Genomic DNA, 22,245 nt, shown 5'->3' with positions numbered 1-22,245 from the left:
CCGCCAACTCCGCCGCGTACGGCGGCTCGGCGCCCGCCCGCGAGCAGGTGATCGCCGCCGCCCGGGCGGCGTGGCCGAGCGCGGCGCGCCAGCCGGCGCCGTCCAGGCCGGCCAGGGCGCCGGGGGCCAGGGCGCCGTGCGCGCCGAGCCAGTGCAGGAGAGCGGCGTTGACGGTGTCGCCGGCGCCGATCGTGTCGACGACGCCGACCGGCGGCGCGGCCACGTCGTACCGTTCAGGCCCCGCCGCGGTCAGCGCCGTCAGCCCCTCGCCGCCGCGGGTCAGCACCGCCGCCCGCGGCCCCGCGGCCAGCCACTCCGGCAGCGCCTCGGCCCACGGCCGCCCGCCGGCGAGCCACTCGGCGTCCTCCGCCGAGAGCTTCAGCAGCGCCACGTGCGGCAGCCAGGAGCGGAAGCGGGCCCGGTAGGCGTCGGCGTCCGCGATCAGCCGGGGCCTGATGTTCGGGTCGAGGAGGGTGAACACCCCGTCCGCCGCGGCCCGTTTCAGCAGCGTCTCGTACGCGGTCGCGCCCGGCTCCAGCACCAGCGAGCAGGTCCCCACCGCCAGCGCCCGCACCCCCGCGGGCAGCGCGTCCGGCGCCCGGAAGAGCCGGTCGGCGGTGCCCTCGACGTAGAAGCCGAAGCCCGCGGAGCCGTCCGGGCTGACGTCGGCGACGGCCAGCGTCGTGGGCTCCGGGCCGCGCTGGACGAGGGCGGTGTCCACGCCCGCCGCGTCGAGCCCGGCCATCAGCGCCGCCCCGAAGGCGTCCGTCGAGACCCGCGAGGCGAACGCCACCGGCGCCCCGAGCCGCCCCAGCGCCACCGCCGTGTTGTAGGGCCCCCCGCCGCGCACCGGCTGCAGCGCGGGCAGCACACCCCCGCCCCCGGCCGGTACGAGATCGATCAGAGCCTCTCCACCAACCACGATCATGCGCTCAAGTATGACCGCACCCCGCCCACCCGCGACGCCCGTGTCGCCGCGGCCGGCGCCCGTATCGTGCCCGCGCCGCCGCCTGCCGACGCGGCCGTGGCAGCCCGTCGGGGAGGGCTACCCCCTGGTGCCCTTGACCAGTTCGTCGCGGAGCTTCTTGTCCAGCCCGTCGAACTCGTTGGCGCACTTGTCCGCGAACTTCGAGATGTCCTTGGTCATCTTCGACAACTGGCCGAAGCCGTAGTTCCAGGAGTCCGCGAACTCGTCGCCGGCCGACTGGAGTCCCCCGTGCCCGAAGTGGGCGGTGTCGGCGCGCAGCATCTCCTTCGAGGCGCCCTTCATCCGGCCGCCGCTGGACTCCAGGGTTGTGACCATTTCCTTGACTTCGTCGAAGGCGAATCTCAGAAACGACATGCTTTCAGCGTAGCGGCCGACGCCGGTCGCCGGGCAGGTCCGGCGGCCAGACGACGCCTGCCTGCGACAGCAGCCTGCTTGCCCTCTCCCGCGTGCGCCGCATGGTGATCCTGCTCAACGACATGACGGTCACCAGGAACGCGGCAAGGATGCCGTCGATGAGGAGGACCGCCTTCAGGTAACTGCTCACGGAGTCGGTGTAGAAGCCGCCGACTGCGGCGACGAGGACGATCAAAAGGACCATGGTGACCATGACGTGGCGCCTGTTCCTGCTGCGGTAAGACTCCTCGGTCGCATCGATCTGGAACCGCGCGAACAGCAGGTCGACGTCGGGCTTGACCTCCGGACGGGGGACCAGCCGCCGGCGGCCGGGGCGCATGCCCGGGAGCCGCCCGCCGCGATCCGCGTCCGGATGGCGCTGCGCGGTGCGGTCCAGGCGCTCGGCGGCGTCCGGCAGACGCCGGAGGACGAGGGTCGGCGCGGAGGCTGCGGGGTGGGAGGAGATACCGTCGTAGCGGTAGCCGTACTGCTCGGCGACGTAGACGAAGGCTGCCAGCCGCCGTGGTCTGACCCACGGGCTCCGCAGGCGATGCGTCTCATGCCCCCGCCTCGCACTGAGCAGGAGGGAATTGAGTTCCCGCTGCACTGCCACCCGGGGCTCCACGATGTCGACCGCCGCTCTGGCCCGCACGGAGGGGGAGCGGAACCGGACCTGCCTCCGATAGCTTCCTACCACGCGAGCGTTCGTGGAAAGCAGGGACGGCTCATGCCGCGGGATTCGGACTTTCCGACGCTGGGGGGTTCAACCCGGCACCGGGAGACGTGGAGGCGCTGCGAGGTCTCGTCGCCACGGTACGCAGGGTTGTCCGGGAAGGTGAGACGGCCCAGACCGAGCTGAACAAGATCGGTGCGGGTGACGGCATCTGGGCCGGCAAGGCGGCGACGGCTTTCAGCGACTCCGTGTCCGAGATCCCCCCCGTACCTGCGCAACGCACTCGGCTCGCTCGCTGCGGCTCAGCGGGCGCTGGAGTCCTGGGAACACAGTCTGACGCAGCATCAGGACTGGGCGGTCAGGCTGGAGCGGGAGGCCGCGGCCGCTGCGCAGCGCGTCAGCGCGGCGCAGGGCGGGGTGGACGGGTTACCCCGTGACACCGAAGGGATGTCCGACAAGGAGAAGGACGACCACGAGAAGGAGAAGAGGACCAAGCAAGCCGCCCTGACCTCCGCCAACGACGAGTTGGAGGACATCCGCCGACGGGCTCGGTCTCTGAACGCGGAGTTCGTCAGCGCGGGGGACGACACCGCGCGGCAGCTCACGCGGGCCGCCGACAACGCCCCGCCGGAACCCGGCTGGCTCGACCGCACGCTCGACGGCATCGGGGACATCTTCGGCGGGATTCAGGACTTCCTGGAGGAGCACCGGGACCTGCTGAAGTTCATCGGCGACATCTGCGCGGACATCGCCATGGTCGTCGGCGTGATCTGCGTCGGCATTCTGATCGTCGGACTCTTCGTCAGCGGGGTCGGCGTCCCCTTCGCGCTCGGCCTGATCGGCACCATCGCCGCAGCGGGCGCATTGCTAGGACACGGCGGGGCCATGATTGGCGGCCATCCGGATGTCAGCCTGGGAACGCTGGCCTGGGACGCCGCAGGGCTGGTGGCCGGCGGCATCGGACTCCGTGGTGCCAGGCTGGCGTCCCAGGGGGCCGGGTGGTGGCTGCCGGCGAGGGTATCGTCGCCCAGGGTGAAAGGATGATCGACGCGGGCCGCTCGCTGCGGGCGACCGGAGGGTTGCTGGCGAAGCTCAGGGGCGGATACTGGGCGCCCAGCAGCCTCAGCGAAGGGCTGAGCAACTCGCTGCGTGGCATATCCCAGGGCCTGCGCGGCTCGAACGTGGTGAGCGAGGGCACGCGGGTGATCGGGGAGGGGCAGCGGCTCATCTCCAGGGGCAACTTTCTCGACAAGGGAGGTCTCTTCTCCGGCCTGGGGCTCGCCGGCGGATCCAACCTCAACCCCCAGCGGTGGCTGGACGGCGACTTGAACATGTCCGACGTTCCCGTCCTCGGCCCGATCTCCGACTTCCGCGGGCTCCAGCAGGAGCCCGACGCGAGCAGCCCCGCGCCGCGCGGGTTCGACGCCTCCGCGGCGCTCAGCTCCGCCGGCGGCAGCTTCACCGGTGGTCTGACCCGGTCCCAGATGGGACCAGCGGCATGAGCGGGGGCGCCGCCGACCCGGCGGACATCCCGTACGCCTTCGAATACCGGATCCCGGACGAGTTCGTCCAGCTTCCCGGCACCGTCACCGCGGACGGCTGGGTGGAGGCGATGGCCAGACTGCTGCCCGGCGGTGACGAGGAGTACCAGGAGTTCGCCGGTGAGCAGATGCGGAAGTACCTGCCCTGGGTCTTCTCCCACGAGGACATCGGCTTCGCCCTGGCCATGTGCCTGGGCACCGAGGAAGTGGACGGTGACGACCGCCTCTCGGCGGGGCTGCTCACCGTTTCCGGGCAGGTTACCCGGCACCGGGACCCGCTGTTCATCGCAGAAGCCCTCTACCGGGCCAAGGAGACGAAGTTCTTCACCGGCGAGGAAGGGCTTCAGGACCTGGATTTCGAGGCGGGCAAGGGCGTGCAGGGCAGGCAGGACATGGTGCTGGCGGTCAAGCTGCCCTGCGGACCCGGCGTGATGTCCACCTCGCTGCGCTCGCTCACGCTGAAGGACACGGACCGGCCGGAGGGAAACGTGTTCCCCCTTGCCTCCCTGCAGCTGATCGTCCCCGCGCCGAGCGACTACTGCGTGTACGTCACCCTCACCACGCCGTCGGTCTACCTCCTCGACTCGTACTCCGAGCGGCTGGCGCACATCGGGCGCACCTTCTCCTTCGACGTGCAGGAGGCGGAATCGGAGACGGCCGAGCTGCGCTGAGCGCCGGATGTCACCGGACTGTCGCGGGCTCGGTACACGGGTGTGGACGGACCGCCCGGCGTCGGTGGGCGACAGTAGGGTGGGGACCATGGCCGATCCGTCCAGCTACCGTCCCAAGCCCGGGCAGATCCCCGACTCCCCGGGGGTCTACAGGTTCCGCGACGAGCACGGCCGGGTCATCTACGTCGGCAAGGCGAAGAGCCTGCGCCAGCGCCTCTCGTCGTACTTCCAGGACCTCGCCGGGCTGCACCAGCGCACGCGCACGATGGTCACGACCGCGGCCTCGGTGGAGTGGACCGTGGTGGCCACGGAGGTCGAGGCGCTCCAGCTGGAGTACACCTGGATCAAGCAGTACGACCCGCGGTTCAACGTCAAGTACCGGGACGACAAGAGCTACCCCTCCCTCGCCGTGACCCTCAACGAGGAGTATCCGCGGGTGCAGGTCATGCGCGGCCCCAAGCGCAAGGGCGTGCGCTACTTCGGCCCGTACGCGCACGCGTGGGCCATCCGCGAGACCGTCGACCTGATGCTGCGCGCCTTCCCCGTGCGGACGTGCTCCGCGGGGGTGTTCAAGCGCAGCGCGCAGATCGGCCGGCCCTGCCTCCTGGGGTACATCGGCAAGTGCTCCGCGCCCTGCGTCGGCCGCGTCACGGCCGCGGAGCACCGGGAGCTGGCCGAGGAGTTCTGCGACTTCATGGCCGGCCGCACGGGCGCGTACCTCCGGCGGCTGGAGCGGCAGATGCAGGAGGCCGCCGAGGAGATGGAGTACGAGAAGGCGGCCCGGCTGCGCGACGACATAGGGGCGCTGAAGCGCGCCATGGAGAAGAACGCCGTCGTACTCGCCGACGCCACCGACGCCGACCTGGTCGCCCTGGCCGAGGACGAGCTGGAGGCGGCGGTGCAGATCTTCCACGTCCGCGGCGGCCGGGTCCGCGGCCAGCGCGGCTGGATCACCGACCGGGTGGAGGCCGTCGACACCGCCGGCCTCGTCGAGCACGCGCTGCAGCAGCTGTACGGCGACGAGCAGGGCGAGGGCATCCCGCGCGAGGTGCTGGTCCCGGCGCTGCCGGAGCCGGCCGCGCCGGTACGGGAGTGGCTGGCCGAGCGCCGCGGCGCCCGGGTGGACCTGCGGGTGCCGCGGCGCGGCGACAAGAAGGACCTGCTCGCCACGGTCGCGCGGAACGCCCAGCAGGCCCTCTCCCTGCACAAGACCAAGCGCGCCTCCGACCTGACCACCCGCTCCCGGGCGCTGGAGGAGATCGCCGAGGCGCTGGAGCTGGACTCCGCGCCGCTGCGCATCGAGTGCTACGACATCTCCCACCTGCAGGGGGACGACGTCGTCGGCTCCATGGTCGTCTTCGAGGACGGCCTCGCCCGCAAGAGCGAGTACCGCCGCTTCGAGATCAAGGGGTTCACCGGCCAGGACGACGTGCGCGCGATGCACGAGGTGGTCACCCGCAGGTTCCGGCGCTACGTGCAGGAGAAGCAGAAGACGGGGGAGTGGGGCGACCCGGAGGCCGAGGCCGCCGTCGAGCGCGGCCGGGCCGGGAGCGGCGGGGGCGGCGGGGGCGGCGGGAACAGCGCTTCCGCGGCCGGCGCGGGAGTGCCGGGGCCCGCGGTCGCGGACGCCGCGCCCGCGGGCGGGTCCGCCGGCCGGGATCCGGACACCGGGCGGCCGAAGAAGTTCGCGTACCCGCCCCAGCTCGTGGTCGTCGACGGCGGTCAGCCGCAGGTCGCCGCCGCCAAGAAGGCCCTCGACGGGCTGGGCGTGGACGACGTGGCCGTCGTCGGCCTGGCCAAGCGCCTCGAAGAGGTGTGGCTGCCGGACAGCGACGACCCCGTCATCCTGCCGCGCAGCAGCGAGGGCCTGTACCTGCTCCAGCGGGTACGGGACGAGGCCCACCGCTTCGCCATCGCCTACCAGCGCAAGAAGCGGGCCAGGAGCATGAAGGCCGGGCCGCTGGACGCGGTGCCCGGCCTGGGGGAGAGCCGCCGCCGGGCCCTGCTGAAGCACTTCGGTTCGGTGAAACGGCTCAGAGCTGCGACTATTGATCAGATCTGTGAGGTTCCCGGCATCGGCCGCAAGACGGCCGAAACCATCGCCGCGACCCTCGCGCAGGCGGCACCGGCCGCACCGGCGGTGAACACCGCCACCGGAGAGATCATGGACGAATGAGGACCGGGGGACAGAGCGATGAACGAGAACGGGACAGACGAGACGGACCAGACCGCCGGGACCGCCGGTGACCCGGCCTCCGGGCCGGGCGGGACGGCGGACTCCGGGCAGACGGGCATCCCCGAGCTGGTGATCATCTCCGGGATGTCGGGCGCCGGCCGGAGCACGGCCGCGAAGTGCCTGGAGGACCTCGGCTGGTTCGTCGTGGACAACCTGCCGCCCGCCCTGATCCCCACCATGGTGGAGCTGGGCGCCCGCTCGCAGGGGAACGTGGCGCGGATCGCGGTCGTCGTGGACGTCCGCGGCCGGCGCTTCTTCGACAACCTGAAGGAGTCCCTGGCCGACCTGAAGGAGAAGCAGGTCCCCCGGCGCATCGTCTTCCTGGAGGCGTCGGACAACTCGCTGGTGGCCCGCTTCGAGTCCGTGCGCCGCCCGCACCCGCTGCAGGGCGACGGCACGATCCTCGACGGTATCGCCGCCGAGCGCGACCTGCTGCGCGAGCTGCGCGGCGACGCCGACCTGGTGATCGACACCTCCAGCCTGAACGTGCACGAGCTGCGCGCGAAGATGGACGCCCAGTTCGCCGGCGGCGAGGAGCCGGAGCTGCGTGCCACGGTGATGTCCTTCGGCTACAAGTACGGCCTGCCCGTGGACGCCGACCTGGTGGTGGACTGCCGCTTCCTGCCGAACCCGCACTGGGTCCCCGAGCTGCGCCAGTTCACGGGCCTCAACGAGGACGTCGCGCAGTACGTCTTCAACCAGCCCGGCGCCAAGGAGTTCCTCAACGGCTACGCCGAGCTGATGCACCTGGTCACCGAGGGCTACCGGCGCGAGGGCAAGCGGTACGTGACCGTCGCCGTCGGCTGCACCGGCGGCAAGCACCGCTCCGTCGCGATGTCCGAGCGGCTGGCCCGCCGGCTCGCCTCGGACGGCATCGAGACCGTCGTCGTCCACCGGGACATGGGGCGCGAGTGAGCCGGATCGCCGGTGGCCGGAACCTCCGGCTGCGCCGCCGGGTCGCCCGTCGGCCGGGTTCGCAGCCGAAGGTGGTCGCGCTCGGCGGGGGAATGGGCCTGTCCGCCTCCCTCGCCGCGCTGCGCCGGATCACCGGCGATCTCACCGCCGTCGTCACGGTCGCCGACGACGGCGGCTCGTCCGGCCGGCTCCGCGACGAGCTGGGCGTGCTGCCCCCGGGCGACCTGCGCAAGGCGCTGGCGGCGCTGTGCGGCGACGACGACTGGGGCCAGACCTGGTCCCGGGTCATCCAGCACCGCTTCACCAGCAAGGGCGAGCTGCACGACCACGCCGTCGGCAACCTGCTGATCGTCGCCCTGTGGGAGCAGCTCGGCGACCACGTCCAGGCCCTCGACCTGGTCGGCACCCTCCTCGGCGCGCACGGCCGGGTGCTGCCGATGTCCGCGGTGCCGCTGGAGCTGCGCGCCGACGTCCGCGGCCACGCGCCGGAGCGCCCCGACCAGGTCGTCACCGTGGCCGGCCAGGCCACCGTGGCCCTCACCCCGGGCGAGGTGCAGCGGGTCCACCTGGTGCCCGCCGACCCGCCGGCCGTCCCGGCCGCCGTCGAGGCCGTCCGCGAGGCGGACTGGGTGGTGCTGGGCCCGGGCTCCTGGTTCTCCTCCGTCATCCCGCACCTGCTGGTGCCCGAGCTGCACGAGACCCTGGTGGAGACCAAGGCCCGCAAGGTCCTCTCCCTGAACCTCGCCCCGCAGCCGGGGGAAACGGACGGATTTTCCCCGCAGCGTCATTTGGAGGTTTTGCGACGACACGCCCCTAAACTCGCCCTCGACGTGGTGCTGGCCGACAAGGATGCAGTGCCCGGTGCGGCTGAGCGCGACGGGTTGCGCGAGGCTGCGAAAGAGCTTGCGGGCTCGGTCGAGCTGGCGCCGGTGGCGCGGACCGACGGGACTCCCCGGCACGATCCGGAGCTGCTGGCCGCCGCGTACGACCGTATTTTTCGGATGCATGGAAGGATCGGGCCATGGCGATGACGGCAGCGGTGAAGGACGAGATCTCCCGGCTCCCCGTGACCCGGACGTGCTGCCGTAAGGCGGAGGTCTCCGCCACGCTGCGGTTCGCCGGCGGGCTGCACCTGGTCAGCGGCCGGATCGTGATCGAGGCCGAGCTGGACACCGGGGTCGCCGCGCGCCGGCTGAAGAAGGACATCCTGGAGATCTTCGGGCACGGCTCCGAGATGATCGTCATGGCCCCGGGCGGGCTGCGCCGCGGCAGCCGGTACGTGGTCCGGGTGGTCGCCGGCGGTGAGCAGCTGGCCCGGCAGACGGGCCTGGTCGACGGCCGCGGCCGGCCCATCCGCGGGCTGCCCCCGCAGGTCGTCTCCGGCGCCACCTGCGACGCCGAGGCCGCCTGGCGCGGCGCCTTCCTCGCCCACGGCTCGCTGACCGAGCCCGGCCGCTCCTCCTCGCTGGAGGTCACCTGCCCCGGCCCGGAGGCGGCCCTCGCCCTGGTCGGCGCCGCCCGCCGGCTCAGCATCCCGGCCAAGGCCCGCGAGGTGCGCGGCGTGGACCGCGTGGTCGTACGGGACGGGGACGCCATCGGCGCGCTGCTCACCCGGCTCGGCGCGCACGAGTCGGTGCTGGCCTGGGAGGAGCGCCGGATGCGCCGCGAGGTGCGCGCCACGGCCAACCGGCTCGCCAACTTCGACGACGCCAACCTGCGCCGCTCGGCGCGCGCGGCGGTCGCGGCGGGCGCGCGCGTGCAGCGGGCGCTGGAGATCCTCGGCGACGAGGTGCCGGAGCACCTGGCGGCGGCCGGCCGGCTGCGCATGGAGCACAAGCAGGCGTCGCTGGAGGAGCTGGGCGCCCTCGCCGACCCGCCGCTGACGAAGGACGCGGTCGCGGGGCGTATCCGCCGGCTGCTCGCCATGGCCGACAAGCGGGCCGGCGACCTGGGCCTCCCCGGCACCGAGGCCAACCTCACGGAGGAGATGGTGGGCTGACGCCCCGTCCGCTCCCCGTTTCCCCCCGCCGGCCGTCCCGGCGGCCCCCGCCCGCGGCGCTCCGCGCGGGTTTCTTCACACCTTCCGGCATCTTGACGTGGACATGGGTCCACCGCAGCCTTGCTGCTGTTCGTCCACGAGACAGACAACCGAAGAGGGGCACATGAGACGAAGAGCGAGCGCGATCCTCGCATCAGCCGCCTTGCTGCTCGGCGGCCTCGCCGCCGCGCCCACGGCCGGTGCCGCCGACGGCGGTCCGGGCCCGGCCGCCACCGCCACCGCCACCGCCGCCGACGCCGGCGACGAGATCAAGGTCTTCACCGCGGACGTCACCCGCGACCAGATCCCGCTGCTCCTGGCGGCCGGGCAGGACGCCCACGAACTCGGCGAGCGGGCCCCGGCCCGCGGCACCGCCGAGGTCGAGCTGTTCCTGACCGACGCCCAGGCGGCGGACCTGGCGGAGCAGGGCGTCGACCTCGCCGAGCGCACCGTCCCCGCCCGCGCGCAGGCGCGCGTCGAGGCCGCGTCCGACGGCGTCTACCGGCCGTACAGCGGTCCCGGCGGGCTCCGGGAGGAACTGGTCGGGATCGCCCGGCAGCATCCGCAGCTCACCAAGCTGGTGTCCATCGGCACGACCGTCCAGGGCCGGGACATCCTCGCGCTGAAGCTCACCCGGGGCGCCAAGCGGGTCCGGGACGGCGCCAAGCCCGCCGTCCTCTACCTGTCCAACCAGCACGCCCGCGAGTGGATCACCCCGGAGATGACCCGCCGGCTGCTGCACCACTACCTCGACGGCTACGGCAAGGACCGCAGGCTCACCCGGATCGTCGACTCCACCGAGCTGTGGTTCGTCCTGTCCGCCAACCCCGACGGCTACGACTGGACCCACGACCCCGACGGCCAGCGCCTCTGGCGCAAGAACATGCGCGACATGAACGGCGACGGCCGGTACACCACCGGCGACGGCGTCGACCTGAACCGCAACTTCGCCTACCGGTGGGGCTACGACAACGAGGGCTCCTCGCCGAATCCCGCCAGCCAGACCTACCGCGGACCCGGGCCCATGTCCGAGCCCGAGACCCGGGCCCTCGACGCCTTCCAGAAGCGCATCGGCTTCGAGTTCGGGATCAACTACCACTCCGCCGCCGAGCTGATCCTCTACGGCGTCGGCTGGCAGGTCGCCACCGACACCCCGGACGACGTGCTGTACCGCGCGCTCGCCGGCACCCCGGAGAACCCCGCCGTGCCCGGCTACCGCCCCCAGGTCTCCTCCGAGCTGTACACCACCAACGGCGAGTCCGACGGCCACGCCGCCAACGTCAACGGGATGATGATGTTCACCCCGGAGATGACCACGTGCAAGACGGCGTCCGAACTCGACCCGGACGACGCCTGGGACCCCGCGGACTGCCAGTCCGGCTTCAACTTCCCCGACGACGAGAAGCTGATCCAGGACGAGTTCGCCAAGAACGTCCCCTTCGCCCTCTCCGTCGCCGAGACCGCCGCCCACCCCGACCGGCCGTCGTCCCCCGTCGGCATCGAGGCCCCCGACTTCACCGTGGACGACTTCGACGTCTCCTACGCCCGCGGCCGCGGGCACCGCGGCGGAAGGGCCGGCGCAGCCGATCAGGAGGTCTCCGTCGTCGCCCGCAAGTCCGTACGGGACAAGGAGCTGAACTACCGCGTCAACGGCGGCCGCACCCGCGACGAGGACGTGGAGCGCTGGCGGGGCGGCGAGACCTACGGCGGCGAGGACAACATCCGCTTCGACGAGTATCGCGCCGAGGTCGAGAACGTCCGGCCCGGCGACGAGGTGGAGGTCTGGTTCACCGGCCGCACCCGCGCCGGCAAGCGCACCGCGAGCGAGCACTTCACCTTCACCGTCGCCGAACGCCCCCGCGCCGGCACCCTCGTGGTCGCCGAGGAGGGCGCCGAGGCCCGGCACGCCCGCACCTACGTCGACGCCCTGCGCGCCTCCGGCCGCTCCGCGGCCGTCTGGGACGTCGCCACGCAGGGGCCGCCGCACGCGCTGGGCGTGCTCGGCCACTTCCGCAGCGTCGTCCACTACACCGGCGCCGGCGCCCCCGGCGGCGACACCCAGCTCGCCCTGCGCGCCTACCTCAACGAGGGCGGCAAGCTGGTCGAGGCCGGCGAGCAGGCCGGCGGCGACGCGCTCGTCGGCCGGGCCCGGACCGACGACTTCAGCCAGTACTACCTGGGTGCCTACTCCCGCTCCGCCACCGTCGGCCCCGACGGCTTCGCCGGCGCCGGCGCCCTGCGCGGCGCGGGCGGGAGTCTCGGCGACGCCGCGGGCAACCCGCTCGACGGCGCCGGGGCGTACACCGTCACCTCCGGCGCGCTGCCGCCGGCGGAGTTCCCGCAGTTCCGCTCCGCGCAGGCGGGGTCGTACGCGGGCGGCCTCAACCCGTACGCCCCGTACGAGGGCGAGTGGATGGCCGTCGCCGAGCACGAGGACGAGAACTGGCAGCGGCTCACCCGCACCGTCGACCTCACCGGCGTCACCGCCGCGGAGGCGCCCGCACTGCGTACCGCGCTCAACTGGGACGCCGAGCGGGGCTACGACTTCGTGCTCATGGAGGCCCGTACCCCGGGCGGCGACGACTGGACCACGCTGCCCGAGGCCGGCGGGGCCACCACGGACGCGGTGCCCACGGAGTGCGGCGAGGGCTTCTTCATCCGGACCCACCCGTTCCTGCGGCAGTACCTCACCCAGGGCGCCGACGGCTGCACAGCGGCCGGCACCAGCGGCGCCTGGCACGGCCTGACGGGCTCCTCCGGCGGCTGGCAGGAGGTCTCGTACGACCTCTCCGCCTACGCAGGCGGGCAGGTCGAGCTGTCGCTGTCGTACGTCACCGACCCGGGCACCGGCGGCAGCGGCGTCTTCGCCGACGACACCGCCGTGGTCGTCGGCGGCGCCGGGGGCGACGCCGAGGGCTTCGAGAGCGGACTCGGCGCCTGGTCGACGCCCGGCCCGCCGCCGGGCAGCCCCGCGGCCGACGGCGACTGGGCCCGTTCCGGCAAGCTACTGGAGAGCTACGGGGCCGTCACCACCCGCGACACCGTGCTCGTCGGCTTCGGCGTCGAGCACCTGGCCGACCGGGCGGATCGCGCCGCTCTTCTGAGCCGTGCCCTGTCCCATCTGAGGCGCTGACACAGGCCCGCTGACCGGCGACGACGCCGGACCGCGGCGGCGGCCCGTAACCCTACCGAGGGGTACGGGCCGCCGTCCGCGTGACCGGCGGGGTCCGGGCCGCCACCCGGGGGTGGAAGCGGTAGGGTCGGCAGTGGTCGGGGATTCCCAGTCAGAGCACCGGTCGATGAAGGACCGGCGTACCAACGAGGAGATCGGTTCGTGACGATCCGCGTAGGCATCAACGGCTTCGGCCGCATCGGCCGCAACTACTTCCGCGCCATCCTGGAGCAGGGTGCGGACATCGAGGTCGTGGCGTTCAACGACCTGGGTGACGCCGCGACCATCGCACACCTGCTGAAGTACGACACGCTGCTCGGCAAGCTCAAGGCCGAGGTGGGCCACACCGCCGACGCCATCACCGTCGACGGGCGTCCGATCAAGATGCTCGCCGAGCGCGACCCGGCGAACCTGCCCTGGGGCGACCTGGGCGTGGACGTGGTCATCGAGTCCACCGGCATCTTCACCAAGGCCGAGGACGCCGGGAAGCACCTCGCCGCCGGGGCCAAGAAGGTCATCATCTCGGCGCCCGCCAAGGGCGAGGACATCACCATCGTGATGGGGGTCAACGAGGACTCCTACGACCCGTCCGCCCACCACATCATCTCCAACGCCTCGTGCACGACGAACTGCGTCGCGCCGATGGCGAAGGTGCTGGACGAGAGCTTCGGCATCGTGCAGGGCATGATGACCACCGTCCACGCCTACACCAACGACCAGCGCATCCTGGACTTCCCGCACAAGGACCTGCGCCGCGCCCGCGCCGCCGCCGAGAACATCATCCCGACCACCACCGGCGCCGCGAAGGCCACCGCGCTGGTCCTGCCGCACCTCAAGGGCAAGCTGGACGGGATCGCCATGCGCGTGCCGGTGCCCACCGGCTCCGTCACCGACCTGGTCGTCGAGGTGAGCCGCGAGGTCACCAGGGACGAGGTCAACGCCGCCTACCAGAAGGCCGCCGAGGGCCAGCTCCAGGGCATCCTGGAGTTCACCGAGGACCCGATCGTCTCCTCGGACATCGTCAACACCGCGCCGTCCTGCACCTTCGACTCCCTGCTGACGATGGCGCAGGGCAAGCAGGTCAAGATCGTCGGCTGGTACGACAACGAGTGGGGCTACTCCAACCGCCTGGTCGACATCACCACGTTCGTCGGCGAGCGCCTCTAGGACGGGCCGACCGTGCCGTGCCGCCGGGGTCCGTGCGCACCGCACGGGCCCCGGCGGCTGCCCGACCCGGAGACGACGGAAGAGTCATGAAGACGATCGACGAACTGCTCAGCGAAGGGGTCGCCGGCAAGCGGGTCTTCGTCCGCGCCGACCTCAACGTGCCGCTGGACGGCACCACCATCACCGACGACGGCCGTATCCGCGCCGTCGCCCCGACGATCGCCAAGCTGGCCGAGGCCGGCGCGCGGGTGGTCGTCGCCTCCCACCTCGGCCGCCCCAAGGGCGCCCCCGACCCGGCGTTCTCGCTCGCGTCGGTGGCGCGCCGGCTGGGCGAACTGCTCGGGGACTCCGCGAAGAAGACGGAGTTCGCCACGGACACCGTGGGCGAGAGCGCGAAGGCCACCGTCGCCGGGCTCGGCGACGGCGAGGTCACGCTGCTCGAAAACCTGCGGTTCAACCCCGGCGAGACCGCGAAGGACGACGCCGAGCGCGGCGTGTTCGCGGACGAGCTGGCGCGGCTGGCCGACCTGTACGTCGGCGACGGCTTCGGCGCCGTGCACCGCAAGCACGCCTCGGTGTACGACCTGCCGGCCCGGCTGCCGCACTGCGTCGGCTACCTCATCGCCGCCGAGGTGAACGTCCTGCGCCGGCTCACCGAGGACGTCGCGCGGCCGTACGCGGTCGTGCTCGGCGGCGCCAAGGTCTCCGACAAGCTCGGGGTCATCGACCACCTGCTGGAGAAGGCCGACCGCATCCTCATCGGCGGCGGCATGGCGTACACCTTCCTCCGGGCCAGGGGCTACGAGGTCGGCTCCAGCCTGCTGCAGGAGGAGCAGGTGCCCGTGGTCCGGGAGTACCTGGCGCGGGCCGAGAAGCTCGGCGTGGAGTTCGTGCTCCCCGTCGACGTGGTCGCGGCCCGGGAGTTCCCGGACGTGGCGGCGCAGGCCCCGACCGAGCCGGTGACCGTGCCGGCCGACGCCATCCCCGCCGAGATGATGGGGCTGGACATCGGCCCGGAGTCGGGCCGGCTCTTCGCCTCGAAGATCGCCGACGCCGCCACGGTCTTCTGGAACGGGCCGATGGGCGTGTTCGAGCACCCCGACTACGCCGCGGGCACCCGCGCGGTCGCGCAGGCCCTGGTGGACAGCTCCGCGTTCACCGTCGTCGGCGGCGGTGACAGCGCCGCCGCGGTCCGGATCCTGGGCTTCGACGAAAAGGCGTTCGGCCACATCTCGACCGGTGGCGGCGCCAGCCTCGAATATCTTGAGGGCAAGACGCTCCCCGGCCTTGCCGCACTGGAGGACTGACCCGAAACGATGACCGACAAGCCGACCCGCATCCCGTTCATGGCGGGCAACTGGAAGATGAACCTCAACCACCTTGAGGGCATCGCGCACGTCCAGAAGCTCGCGTTCGCGCTCCACGACAAGGACTACGAGGCCGTCGAGGTCGCCGTCCTGCCGCCGTACACCGACCTGCGTTCGGTGCAGACCCTCGTGGACGGCGACAAACTGAAGATCAAGTACGGTGCCCAGGACATCTCGCCGCACGAGTCCGGCGCGTACACGGGCGACGTCTCCGGGCCGATGCTGGCCAAGCTCCACTGCACGTACGCCGTCGTCGGCCACTCCGAGCGGCGGCAGTACCACGGCGAGGACGATGCGCTCGTCAACGCCAAGGTCAAGGCGGCGTACCGGCACGGCATCACGCCGATCCTGTGCATCGGCGAGGGCCTGGAGGTGCGCAAGGCCGGCGAGCAGGTCGCGTACACCCTCGCCCAGCTCGACGGGGCGCTGCAGGACGTCGCCGCGGCGGACGCCGGGAGCATCGTCGTCGCGTACGAGCCGGTGTGGGCCATCGGCACCGGCGAGGTCGCCACCCCGGAGGACGCGCAGGAGGTCTGCGGCGCGATCCGTACGCGGCTGGCCGAGCTGTACGGCGACGAGGTGGCGGCCGCGGTGCGCATCCAGTACGGCGGCTCCGTCAAGAGCGGCAACGTCGCCGCGATCATGGCGCAGCCCGACGTGGACGGCGCGCTGATCGGCGGCGCCTCGCTCGACGCCGACGAGTTCGTCAAGATCGTCCGTTACCGCGACCAGTGAGGCGCCCGCGGCCCCGGGCCTCTTCGCCGCACGCCGGGGAGTAGGCCCGGGCCGCCTGTTCGTCGTAGGCTGGCGGGGGTCGCGCAGCACGATCGCGCCGGCCCCCTTCCGTACCCGACCGTCACCGAGAGAGTTGGAAAAGCCGTGACCGTGGCGTTCTCCATCGCCCTGATCATCTTCAGCGGGCTGCTGATGATGCTCGTCCTCATGCACAAGGGCAAGGGCGGCGGCCTGTCCGACATGTTCGGCGGCGGCATGCAGTCCTCCGTCGGCGGCTCCTCCGTCGCCGAGCGAAACCTCGACCGGATCACCGTGGTCGTCGGGCTGGTCTGGTTCGCCATCATCATCGTGCTGGGCCTGCTGATGAAGTTCGACAGCTGAGCCACCACAACGGCTGACGGTACGTAGACTAGGGCGCCCGCGGCGGGGTCGCCGACGATGCCTCGCCGCATTTCACGCAGGGAGTTACGACCGTGGCAAGTGGCAACGCGATCCGGGGAAGCCGGGTCGGCGCCGGGCCGATGGGCGAGGCGGAGCGGGGCGAGTCAGCGCCGCGCCTGCGGGTCTCCTTCTGGTGCTCCAACGGGCACGAGACCCGGCCCAGCTTCGCCTCCGACGCACAGATCCCGGACAGCTGGGACTGCCCGCGCTGTGGTTTCCCGGCGGGCCAGGACCGGGACAACCCGCCGGACCCGCCGCGGACGGAGCCGTACAAGACACACCTCGCGTACGTGCGCGAGCGGCGCAGCGACGCCGACGGCGAAGCCATCCTCGCCGAGGCGCTCGCCAAGCTCCGCGGCGAGATCTGACCCTCAGAAGCCATCCGCAAACCCCCGCCTGCGCCGCGACGTCTGGCACCGCACCTCGCTGCGTTGTCGGGATCGACCGAATACGCCCGGTATGAGGTCGACCCTCCGCCTTGCGATGCACGGCACCATACGCCGCGGCGCCCGCCCTCCGGGCGGACGACGGGGGTTTGCGGATGGCTTCTCAGGCCGGGCCTGCGGGCGGCACCGGGCCACGCGGCACCGCGTGCGCTGAGCCGCCCGCCGACGGGCCGGCATCCCCATCTGAGGCGGCGGATAGGGCAACCGCCCGAGGCGCCCCCCGCCGCGGCGCACCTACGGTCCCGGCATGCATCCGAGACCACATCCCCGCGGCACGCCGCCGCACCGCCCTGGCGTGGGGGTAGCCCCACGCCCGCAGGGCCTAGGGGGAGGGTTCGGGCGGCTGTGGACGGCCGCCGTCGTCTCCCGCTTCGGCGACGCCCTGCGGGGCGCCGCACTGCCGCTGCTCGCCGTCGAGCTGACCGACTCGGCGCTGCTTGTCTCGCTCGTCACCGCCTGCGGCTTCCTGCCCTGGCTGCTCTTCGGGCTGCTCGGCGGCGTCCTCGCCGACCGGGTCGACCAGCGGCGCGCCATGTGGACCGTGGACGTCCTGCGCGGCCTGCTCATGGCCGCGTTCGCGCTCGCGGTGTGGCTGGACCGCGCGGGCATCGCCCTGCTCCTCGTGCTCGCCTTCGCGCTCACCACGCTGCAGACCGTCTTCGACAACGCCGCCACCGCCCTGCTGCCCGCCGTCGTGCCGCCCGCGGCGCTGGGCACCGCGAACGGGCGGTTGCTGGCCGGCCAGGAGGCCGTGCACCGCTTCGCCGGCACCCCGCTGGTGCCCGTGCTCGTCGGCGCCGGGGCGGCCGTGCCGTACGCCGTGGACGCCGCCACGTACCTGCTGGCCGCCGTCCTCGTCGCCGGCCTGCCGGCGCGCCCCCGCCCGGCCGCGCCGCGGCCCCGGGCCTCCCCCTACGGCCTGCGGGCGCGGGGGCACCCCCTGCTGCGCCACGACGTCGCCGAGGGCCTCGGCACCCTGTGGCGCGACCCGGTGCTGCGGGGCGTCTGCGCGGCCACCGTCGTCGCCAACGCCGGCGTCGGGGCCCTCGTCGCCACCCTCGTGCTGCACCTCACCGGCTGGCTCGGCGCCGGCACCACCGGCTACGCCCTCGCGCTCACCGCGTACGGCGCCGGGAGCGTCGCCGGCGGCGTGACCGCCGGCCGCGTCGCCGCCGCCCTCGGCACCCCGCGCACCCTGGTCTGCGCGGGACTCGCCCAGGCCGGCTGCCTGACGGCCTTCGGCACCGTACGCAGCCTGCCCGCGGCCGGCGCCGCGCTCGCCGTCCTCGGCTTCGCCGGGATGCTCTGGAACGCCACCGAGGTGACCGTGCTGCAGCGGCGCAGCCCCGCCGGCGCCATCGGCCGGGTCAGCGCCGCGTTCCGTACCCTGTCGGTCTCCGTCGTGCCGCTCGGCGCCGTGCTCGGCGGCGTCCTCGCCGGCTCGCTGGGGCGCAACACCTCCGCGCTCGCCGCCGCCGTCCTCGTCGCCCTCGGGACGGCCGCACTCGGACCGGCGGCGCGCTCCGGGATCAATTAGGTTGGGTGCCATGGCCGACACCACGTCACGCACCAGGCTCGACCAGACCCCCGAGTGGCACGCGCTCGCCAGGCACCGCGAGGAGTTCGGCGCCACACACCTGCGCGAGCTGTTCGACGCCGACCCCGAGCGCGGCCGCCGGTACACGCTCCGCGTCGGCGATCTCTACCTGGACTACTCCAAGCACCTCGTCACCGACGAGACGCTGCGGCTGCTGCGCGACCTGGCCGCCGCCACCGGCGTCGCCGGCCTGCGCGACGCCATGTTCCGGGGCGAGAAGATCAACATCACCGAGGACCGCGCCGTGCTGCACACCGCGCTGCGCGCGCCCAGCGCCGAGTCGATCGAGGTGGACGGCACGGACGTCGTCCCCGGCGTGCAGCACGTGCTGACCCGCATGTCCACCTTCGCCGACCGGGTCCGCTCCGGCGACTGGCGCGGCCACACCGGCAAGCCGGTCCGCGCCGTCGTCAACGTCGGCATCGGCGGCTCCGACCTCGGCCCGGCCATGGCGTACGAGGCGCTGCGCGCGTACACGCGGCGGGATCTGACCGTCCGCTTCGTCTCCAACGTCGACGGCGCCGACCTGCACGAGGCCGTGCGCGACCTCGACCCCGAGACCACGCTGTTCGTCATCGCCTCCAAGACCTTCACCACCGTCGAGACCCTCACCAACGCCGCCGCCGCCAAGCGCTGGCTGCTGGCGGGCCTCGGCGCCGGCGACGAGGCGGTCGCCAAGCACTTCGTCGCCCTGTCGACCAACGCCGCGAAGGTCGCCGAGTTCGGCATCGACACGGACAACATGTTCGAGTTCTGGGACTGGGTCGGCGGGCGCTACTCGTACGACTCCGCCATCGGCCTGTCCCTGATGGTCGCCATCGGCCCGGGCGCCTTCCGGGAGATGCTGGCCGGCTTCCGCCTCGTCGACGAGCACTTCCGCGGCGCGCCGCCGGAGGAGAACGCGCCGCTGCTGCTGGGGCTCCTCGGCGTCTGGTACGGGAACTTCTTCGACGCGCAGTCCCACGCCGTCCTCCCGTACAGCCACTACCTGTCGAAGTTCACGGCCTATCTGCAGCAGCTCGACATGGAGTCCAACGGCAAGGCCACCGACCGCGGCGGCGAGCGGGTCGGCTGGCAGACCGGGCCGGTGGTCTGGGGCACGCCCGGCACCAACGGCCAGCACGCCTACTACCAACTGCTGCACCAGGGCACGAAGATGATCCCCGCCGACCTCATCGGCTTCGCCCGGCCCGTCGCCGAGCTGGGCGACCTGGCCGGGCAGCACGACCTGCTGATGGCCAACCTCTTCGCCCAGGGCCAGGCGCTCGCCTTCGGCAAGACGGCGGCGGAGGTGGCGGCCGAGGGCGTGCCCGCGGCACAGGTGCCGCACCGCACGTTCCCCGGCAACCGCCCGACGACGACGATCCTGGCCGACGGCCTCACGCCCTCGGTGCTGGGGCAACTCGTCGCGCTGTACGAGCACAAGGTGTTCGTACAGGGCGCGGTGTGGGACATCGACTCCTTCGACCAGTGGGGCGTCGAGCTGGGCAAGGTGCTGGCCAAGCGGCTGGAGCCGGCCCTCGTGGACGGCGCCGGCGGCGCGGAGGTGCCCGGGCTGGACGGCTCGACCGTCGCGCTCGTCGACGCCTACCGGGCGCTGCGAGGGCGCTGACCTGCGGCGTCCGGCGGCGTTCGGCTCGCGGGGCGGGGGGCCGCGCGGCAGCCTGGAGGGATGCGGGTGCTGCGCGGAACCTCCTCCTGGTCCTACTGGATCGTGGGCCTGTACTTCGCCGCCGCCACCGCCGTCGACCTGGCGACCGGGCGCGGACACTCGATGGCCACGCTGCTCGCGGTCGCGCCGGTGTTCGTCGCGGTCAACGGCTCCCGGACCGCGATCCTCGTCTCCGGGGCGGTCGCGCTGCCGGTCACCGCCCTGCTGAGCTGGTGGAACTTCCACCTGGACGTGGAGTTCTGGACCCGCGTCGCCGCCATCGTCATCGCGGTCGGCATCGGCCTCGCCGTGCACCGCGAGCGCCTCGCGCGGGAGCGGCGGCTGGTGAACGTCACCCGGATCGCCAACGTCGCCCAGCGGGCCCTGCTGCCGCCGCCGCCGGGGCGCGTCGGGCCGGTCCAGGTGGCGCACTCGTACCGCTCCGCCGCGGACGAGGCGATGATCGGCGGCGACTTCTACAAGGTGCTCAGCACCCGCTGGGGCGTGCGCGTCGTCATCGGCGACGTACGCGGCCACGGCCTTTCCGTCATCCCCACCACCGCCATGGTCATCGGCGTCTTCCGCGAGGCCGCGTACGAGGAGCCGGAGCTGGACCGGATCGCCGCCCGCATGGACCGCAGCCTGGCGCGGGACGGCGGCCCCGAGAGCTTCGCCACCGTGCTGCTGCTGACGATCTCGCCGCAGGGCGTGTGCCGCGCCCTCAGCCACGGCCACCCGCCGCCGCTGCTGCGCACCGCCGCCGGGCGCGTACGCGAGACCGACGTGTACAGCGGCCCGCCGCTGGGCCTCGGCCTGGCGAAGCGCCTCGCGGACGTGAAGGAGAGCACCGTGGTGCTCGCCGAGGGCGACGAGCTGCTGCTGGCCACCGACGGCGTGCTGGAGGCGCGCAACGCGGCGGGCGAGTTCTTCCCGCTGCCGCAGCACTACGCCCGCGGGCCGCGGCACGGTCCGCCCGCGGAGGTGCTGGCGGCGCTGCGCCGCGACCTCGCGGACTGGACGCCCGAGCTGCACGACGACTCGGCGCTGGTGCTGCTGCGCTACGCGCCGCGGCGGATCCGGCCCGCGTAGCGGGCCTCCAGCGCGGCGTTGTGCTCGTCGCCGTCGGGGATGTTCGCCGACAGGTACACCGGCGGTGTCGCGCCGCGCTCCAGCAGCAGCCGGACCGCCTCGGCGACGACCTGCTGCACGAGCAGCGCGCCGGTGATCGACGACACCGCGCAGGCCGTGCCGCCGCCCGGCAGCGCGAGCACGGAGTCGCCGAAGGGGGCGCCGTTGTCCAGCACGACGTCGGCGTGGTCGGCCAGCCGCCCGCCCGAGGGGTGCCGGGATTCGGCGCGGGCGCCGTGCGCCAGCGAGGTGATCGCGACCAGCGGGTGGCCGTGCTCCTTGACGACGGCGGCCATCTCCACGACGCAGCCGTTGATGCCGGAGTTCGAGGCGATGACGAACACGTCCCGGGGGTGCGGCGCGGCCAGCTCGTACAGCCGGCGCGCGGTGCCGGGATCGCGCTCCAGCCGGGCGTCGGCGAGCAGCGCCGGAGGCTCGCCGCCGTAGATCACGAGGTCGCGCAGGGCGATCTTGTTCGTCGGTACGAAGCCGCCGGCGCGGCCCGCGATCTCGGTCGCCAGCGACTCGGAGTGCCCGGTGCCGAACGCCTGGATCACCCCGTCGCCGTCCAGCGCGTCCGCGAACACCCGGGCGGCGGCGTCGACCTCGGCGCGCTGCCCCTCCGCCACCCGCCGCAGCGAGGCCAGGGCCGCGGCGGTGAAGGCGGCCGCGCTGATCGGCTTGTGGGTCATCGGTGCTCCCGGAGAGTGGTCTGGACAACATGCCGTACGCGGGGTCAATCTCAGGCAGTCGCGCACGGCTCGTCAAGGGTGCGACGCGGCGCCGACCACCGGGAGTGGGCAATGGAGAAGCTGGTCATCGGCATCGACATGGGCGGCACGAGCGTCCGCGCGGCGCTCGCCCCGGCGGCCGGGGGCGGCGTGCTGTGCACGGCGTCGGCGGGGGCGGGGAACCCGCGGTCGGTGCCGGCGGAGGTGCTGACGGAGCGGCTGACGGCGTGCGTGGCGCCGCTGGCGGAGGCGGCGGCCGGGGCGTCGCCGGAGGCGGGAGGTACGGGGGACCCGGGTGCGCGGGATGTAGCGGTGGTCGCCGGGGTCGCCGGCGGGGACCCGCGCAACCCGGACG

20 protein-coding genes and 1 pseudogene are annotated in these 22,245 nt (G+C 73.1%); 17 read left to right on the top strand and 4 right to left on the bottom strand.

Annotated elements, in window-relative coordinates; translation table 11 throughout:
• From ABD317_RS15820 to ABD317_RS15810, 3 genes are all read right to left on the bottom strand, one after another.
• Positions 1-928: carbohydrate kinase family protein (locus ABD317_RS15820; protein ID WP_344290614.1), on the bottom strand; the 928-nt coding region annotated here is incomplete at its 3' end.
• A 117-nt stretch (positions 929-1,045) separates the two neighbouring features.
• On the bottom strand, positions 1,046-1,342 hold the full coding sequence (locus ABD317_RS15815) for a hypothetical protein (protein WP_344290613.1): 297 nt from the start codon (positions 1,340-1,342) through the stop codon (positions 1,046-1,048).
• A 4-nt stretch (positions 1,343-1,346) separates the two neighbouring features.
• On the bottom strand, positions 1,347-1,994 hold the full coding sequence (locus ABD317_RS15810; protein ID WP_344290612.1) for a hypothetical protein: 648 nt from the start codon (positions 1,992-1,994) through the stop codon (positions 1,347-1,349).
• 507 nt (positions 1,995-2,501) lie between these two features.
• Between ABD317_RS15810 and ABD317_RS15805 the strand changes: the two genes are divergently transcribed.
• The 16 genes from ABD317_RS15805 to ABD317_RS15730 all read left to right on the top strand — a co-directional run bounded on the left by ABD317_RS15805 (position 2,502) and on the right by ABD317_RS15730 (position 21,120).
• On the top strand, positions 2,502-3,098 hold the full coding sequence (locus ABD317_RS15805; RefSeq protein WP_344290611.1) for a hypothetical protein: 597 nt from the start codon (positions 2,502-2,504) through the stop codon (positions 3,096-3,098).
• Positions 3,095-3,556, top strand: a complete 462-nt coding sequence (locus ABD317_RS15800; protein WP_344290610.1) for a hypothetical protein — start codon at positions 3,095-3,097, stop codon at positions 3,554-3,556. Before ABD317_RS15805 ends, ABD317_RS15800 begins: the two co-directional genes overlap by 4 nt.
• Positions 3,553-4,266, top strand: a complete 714-nt coding sequence (locus ABD317_RS15795; RefSeq protein WP_344290609.1) for a hypothetical protein — start codon at positions 3,553-3,555, stop codon at positions 4,264-4,266. The genes ABD317_RS15800 and ABD317_RS15795 overlap by 4 nt, the downstream gene beginning before the upstream one ends.
• Positions 4,267-4,354: 88 nt before the next feature.
• Entirely contained in the window at positions 4,355-6,442 is a 2,088-nt protein-coding gene (gene uvrC, locus ABD317_RS15790; protein ID WP_344290608.1) for an excinuclease ABC subunit UvrC, read from the top strand.
• An 18-nt stretch (positions 6,443-6,460) separates the two neighbouring features.
• Positions 6,461-7,417 (top strand): RNase adapter RapZ, encoded by a 957-nt coding sequence (gene rapZ / locus ABD317_RS15785; RefSeq protein WP_344290606.1) that lies wholly within the window; start codon positions 6,461-6,463, stop codon positions 7,415-7,417.
• Entirely contained in the window at positions 7,414-8,448 is a 1,035-nt protein-coding gene (locus ABD317_RS15780; RefSeq protein WP_027753569.1) for a uridine diphosphate-N-acetylglucosamine-binding protein YvcK, read from the top strand. Before rapZ ends, ABD317_RS15780 begins: the two co-directional genes overlap by 4 nt.
• Positions 8,439-9,416, top strand: a complete 978-nt coding sequence (gene whiA, locus ABD317_RS15775) for a DNA-binding protein WhiA (protein ID WP_344290605.1) — start codon at positions 8,439-8,441, stop codon at positions 9,414-9,416. The genes ABD317_RS15780 and whiA overlap by 10 nt, the downstream gene beginning before the upstream one ends.
• 163 nt (positions 9,417-9,579) lie before the next feature.
• Positions 9,580-12,588 (top strand): M14 family metallopeptidase, encoded by a 3,009-nt coding sequence (locus ABD317_RS15770; protein WP_344290604.1) that lies wholly within the window; start codon positions 9,580-9,582, stop codon positions 12,586-12,588.
• Positions 12,589-12,789: 201 nt separating this feature from the next.
• Positions 12,790-13,794 (top strand): type I glyceraldehyde-3-phosphate dehydrogenase, encoded by a 1,005-nt coding sequence (gene gap, locus ABD317_RS15765; RefSeq protein ID WP_344290603.1) that lies wholly within the window; start codon positions 12,790-12,792, stop codon positions 13,792-13,794.
• Between the two features lie 86 nt (positions 13,795-13,880).
• Entirely contained in the window at positions 13,881-15,101 is a 1,221-nt protein-coding gene (locus tag ABD317_RS15760; RefSeq protein WP_344290602.1) for a phosphoglycerate kinase, read from the top strand.
• Between the two features lie 9 nt (positions 15,102-15,110).
• Positions 15,111-15,896, top strand: coding sequence for a triose-phosphate isomerase (tpiA, locus tag ABD317_RS15755; RefSeq protein WP_027753565.1), 786 nt, complete (start codon positions 15,111-15,113; stop codon positions 15,894-15,896).
• 150 nt (positions 15,897-16,046) lie between these two features.
• Positions 16,047-16,277, top strand: a complete 231-nt coding sequence (gene secG, locus ABD317_RS15750) for a preprotein translocase subunit SecG (protein WP_027753564.1) — start codon at positions 16,047-16,049, stop codon at positions 16,275-16,277.
• Between the two features lie 92 nt (positions 16,278-16,369).
• Entirely contained in the window at positions 16,370-16,705 is a 336-nt protein-coding gene (locus tag ABD317_RS15745) for an RNA polymerase-binding protein RbpA (protein WP_078627571.1), read from the top strand.
• A 373-nt stretch (positions 16,706-17,078) separates the two neighbouring features.
• Positions 17,079-18,320 (top strand): MFS transporter, encoded by a 1,242-nt coding sequence (locus ABD317_RS15740; protein WP_344290601.1) that lies wholly within the window; start codon positions 17,079-17,081, stop codon positions 18,318-18,320.
• A 10-nt stretch (positions 18,321-18,330) separates the two neighbouring features.
• The gene (gene pgi, locus ABD317_RS15735; protein WP_344290600.1) at positions 18,331-19,992 is read left to right on the top strand and encodes a glucose-6-phosphate isomerase; all 1,662 of its coding nucleotides are present in this window, start codon (positions 18,331-18,333) and stop codon (positions 19,990-19,992) included.
• Positions 19,993-20,052: 60 nt separating this feature from the next.
• Complete coding sequence (locus ABD317_RS15730; RefSeq protein WP_344290599.1) at positions 20,053-21,120, top strand: PP2C family protein-serine/threonine phosphatase; 1,068 nt, start codon at positions 20,053-20,055, stop codon at positions 21,118-21,120.
• Here ABD317_RS15730 and ABD317_RS15725 read toward each other — a convergent pair.
• The gene (locus ABD317_RS15725) at positions 21,090-21,851 is read right to left on the bottom strand and encodes a sugar isomerase domain-containing protein (protein WP_344290598.1); all 762 of its coding nucleotides are present in this window, start codon (positions 21,849-21,851) and stop codon (positions 21,090-21,092) included. The two genes, ABD317_RS15730 and ABD317_RS15725, sit on opposite strands and share 31 nt — an antisense overlap.
• 111 nt (positions 21,852-21,962) lie before the next feature.
• Between ABD317_RS15725 and ABD317_RS15720 the strand changes: the two are divergent.
• Positions 21,963-22,245, top strand: a pseudogene (locus tag ABD317_RS15720) (hypothetical protein); the annotation flags it as partial.

Origin of the sequence: Streptomyces synnematoformans (assembly GCF_039531005.1) — a bacterium.
Taxonomy (GTDB): domain Bacteria; phylum Actinomycetota; class Actinomycetes; order Streptomycetales; family Streptomycetaceae; genus Streptomyces; species Streptomyces synnematoformans.
The sequence above is the reverse complement of the archived record's forward strand: the minus strand, read 5'-3'. Positions and strand labels throughout refer to the sequence as shown.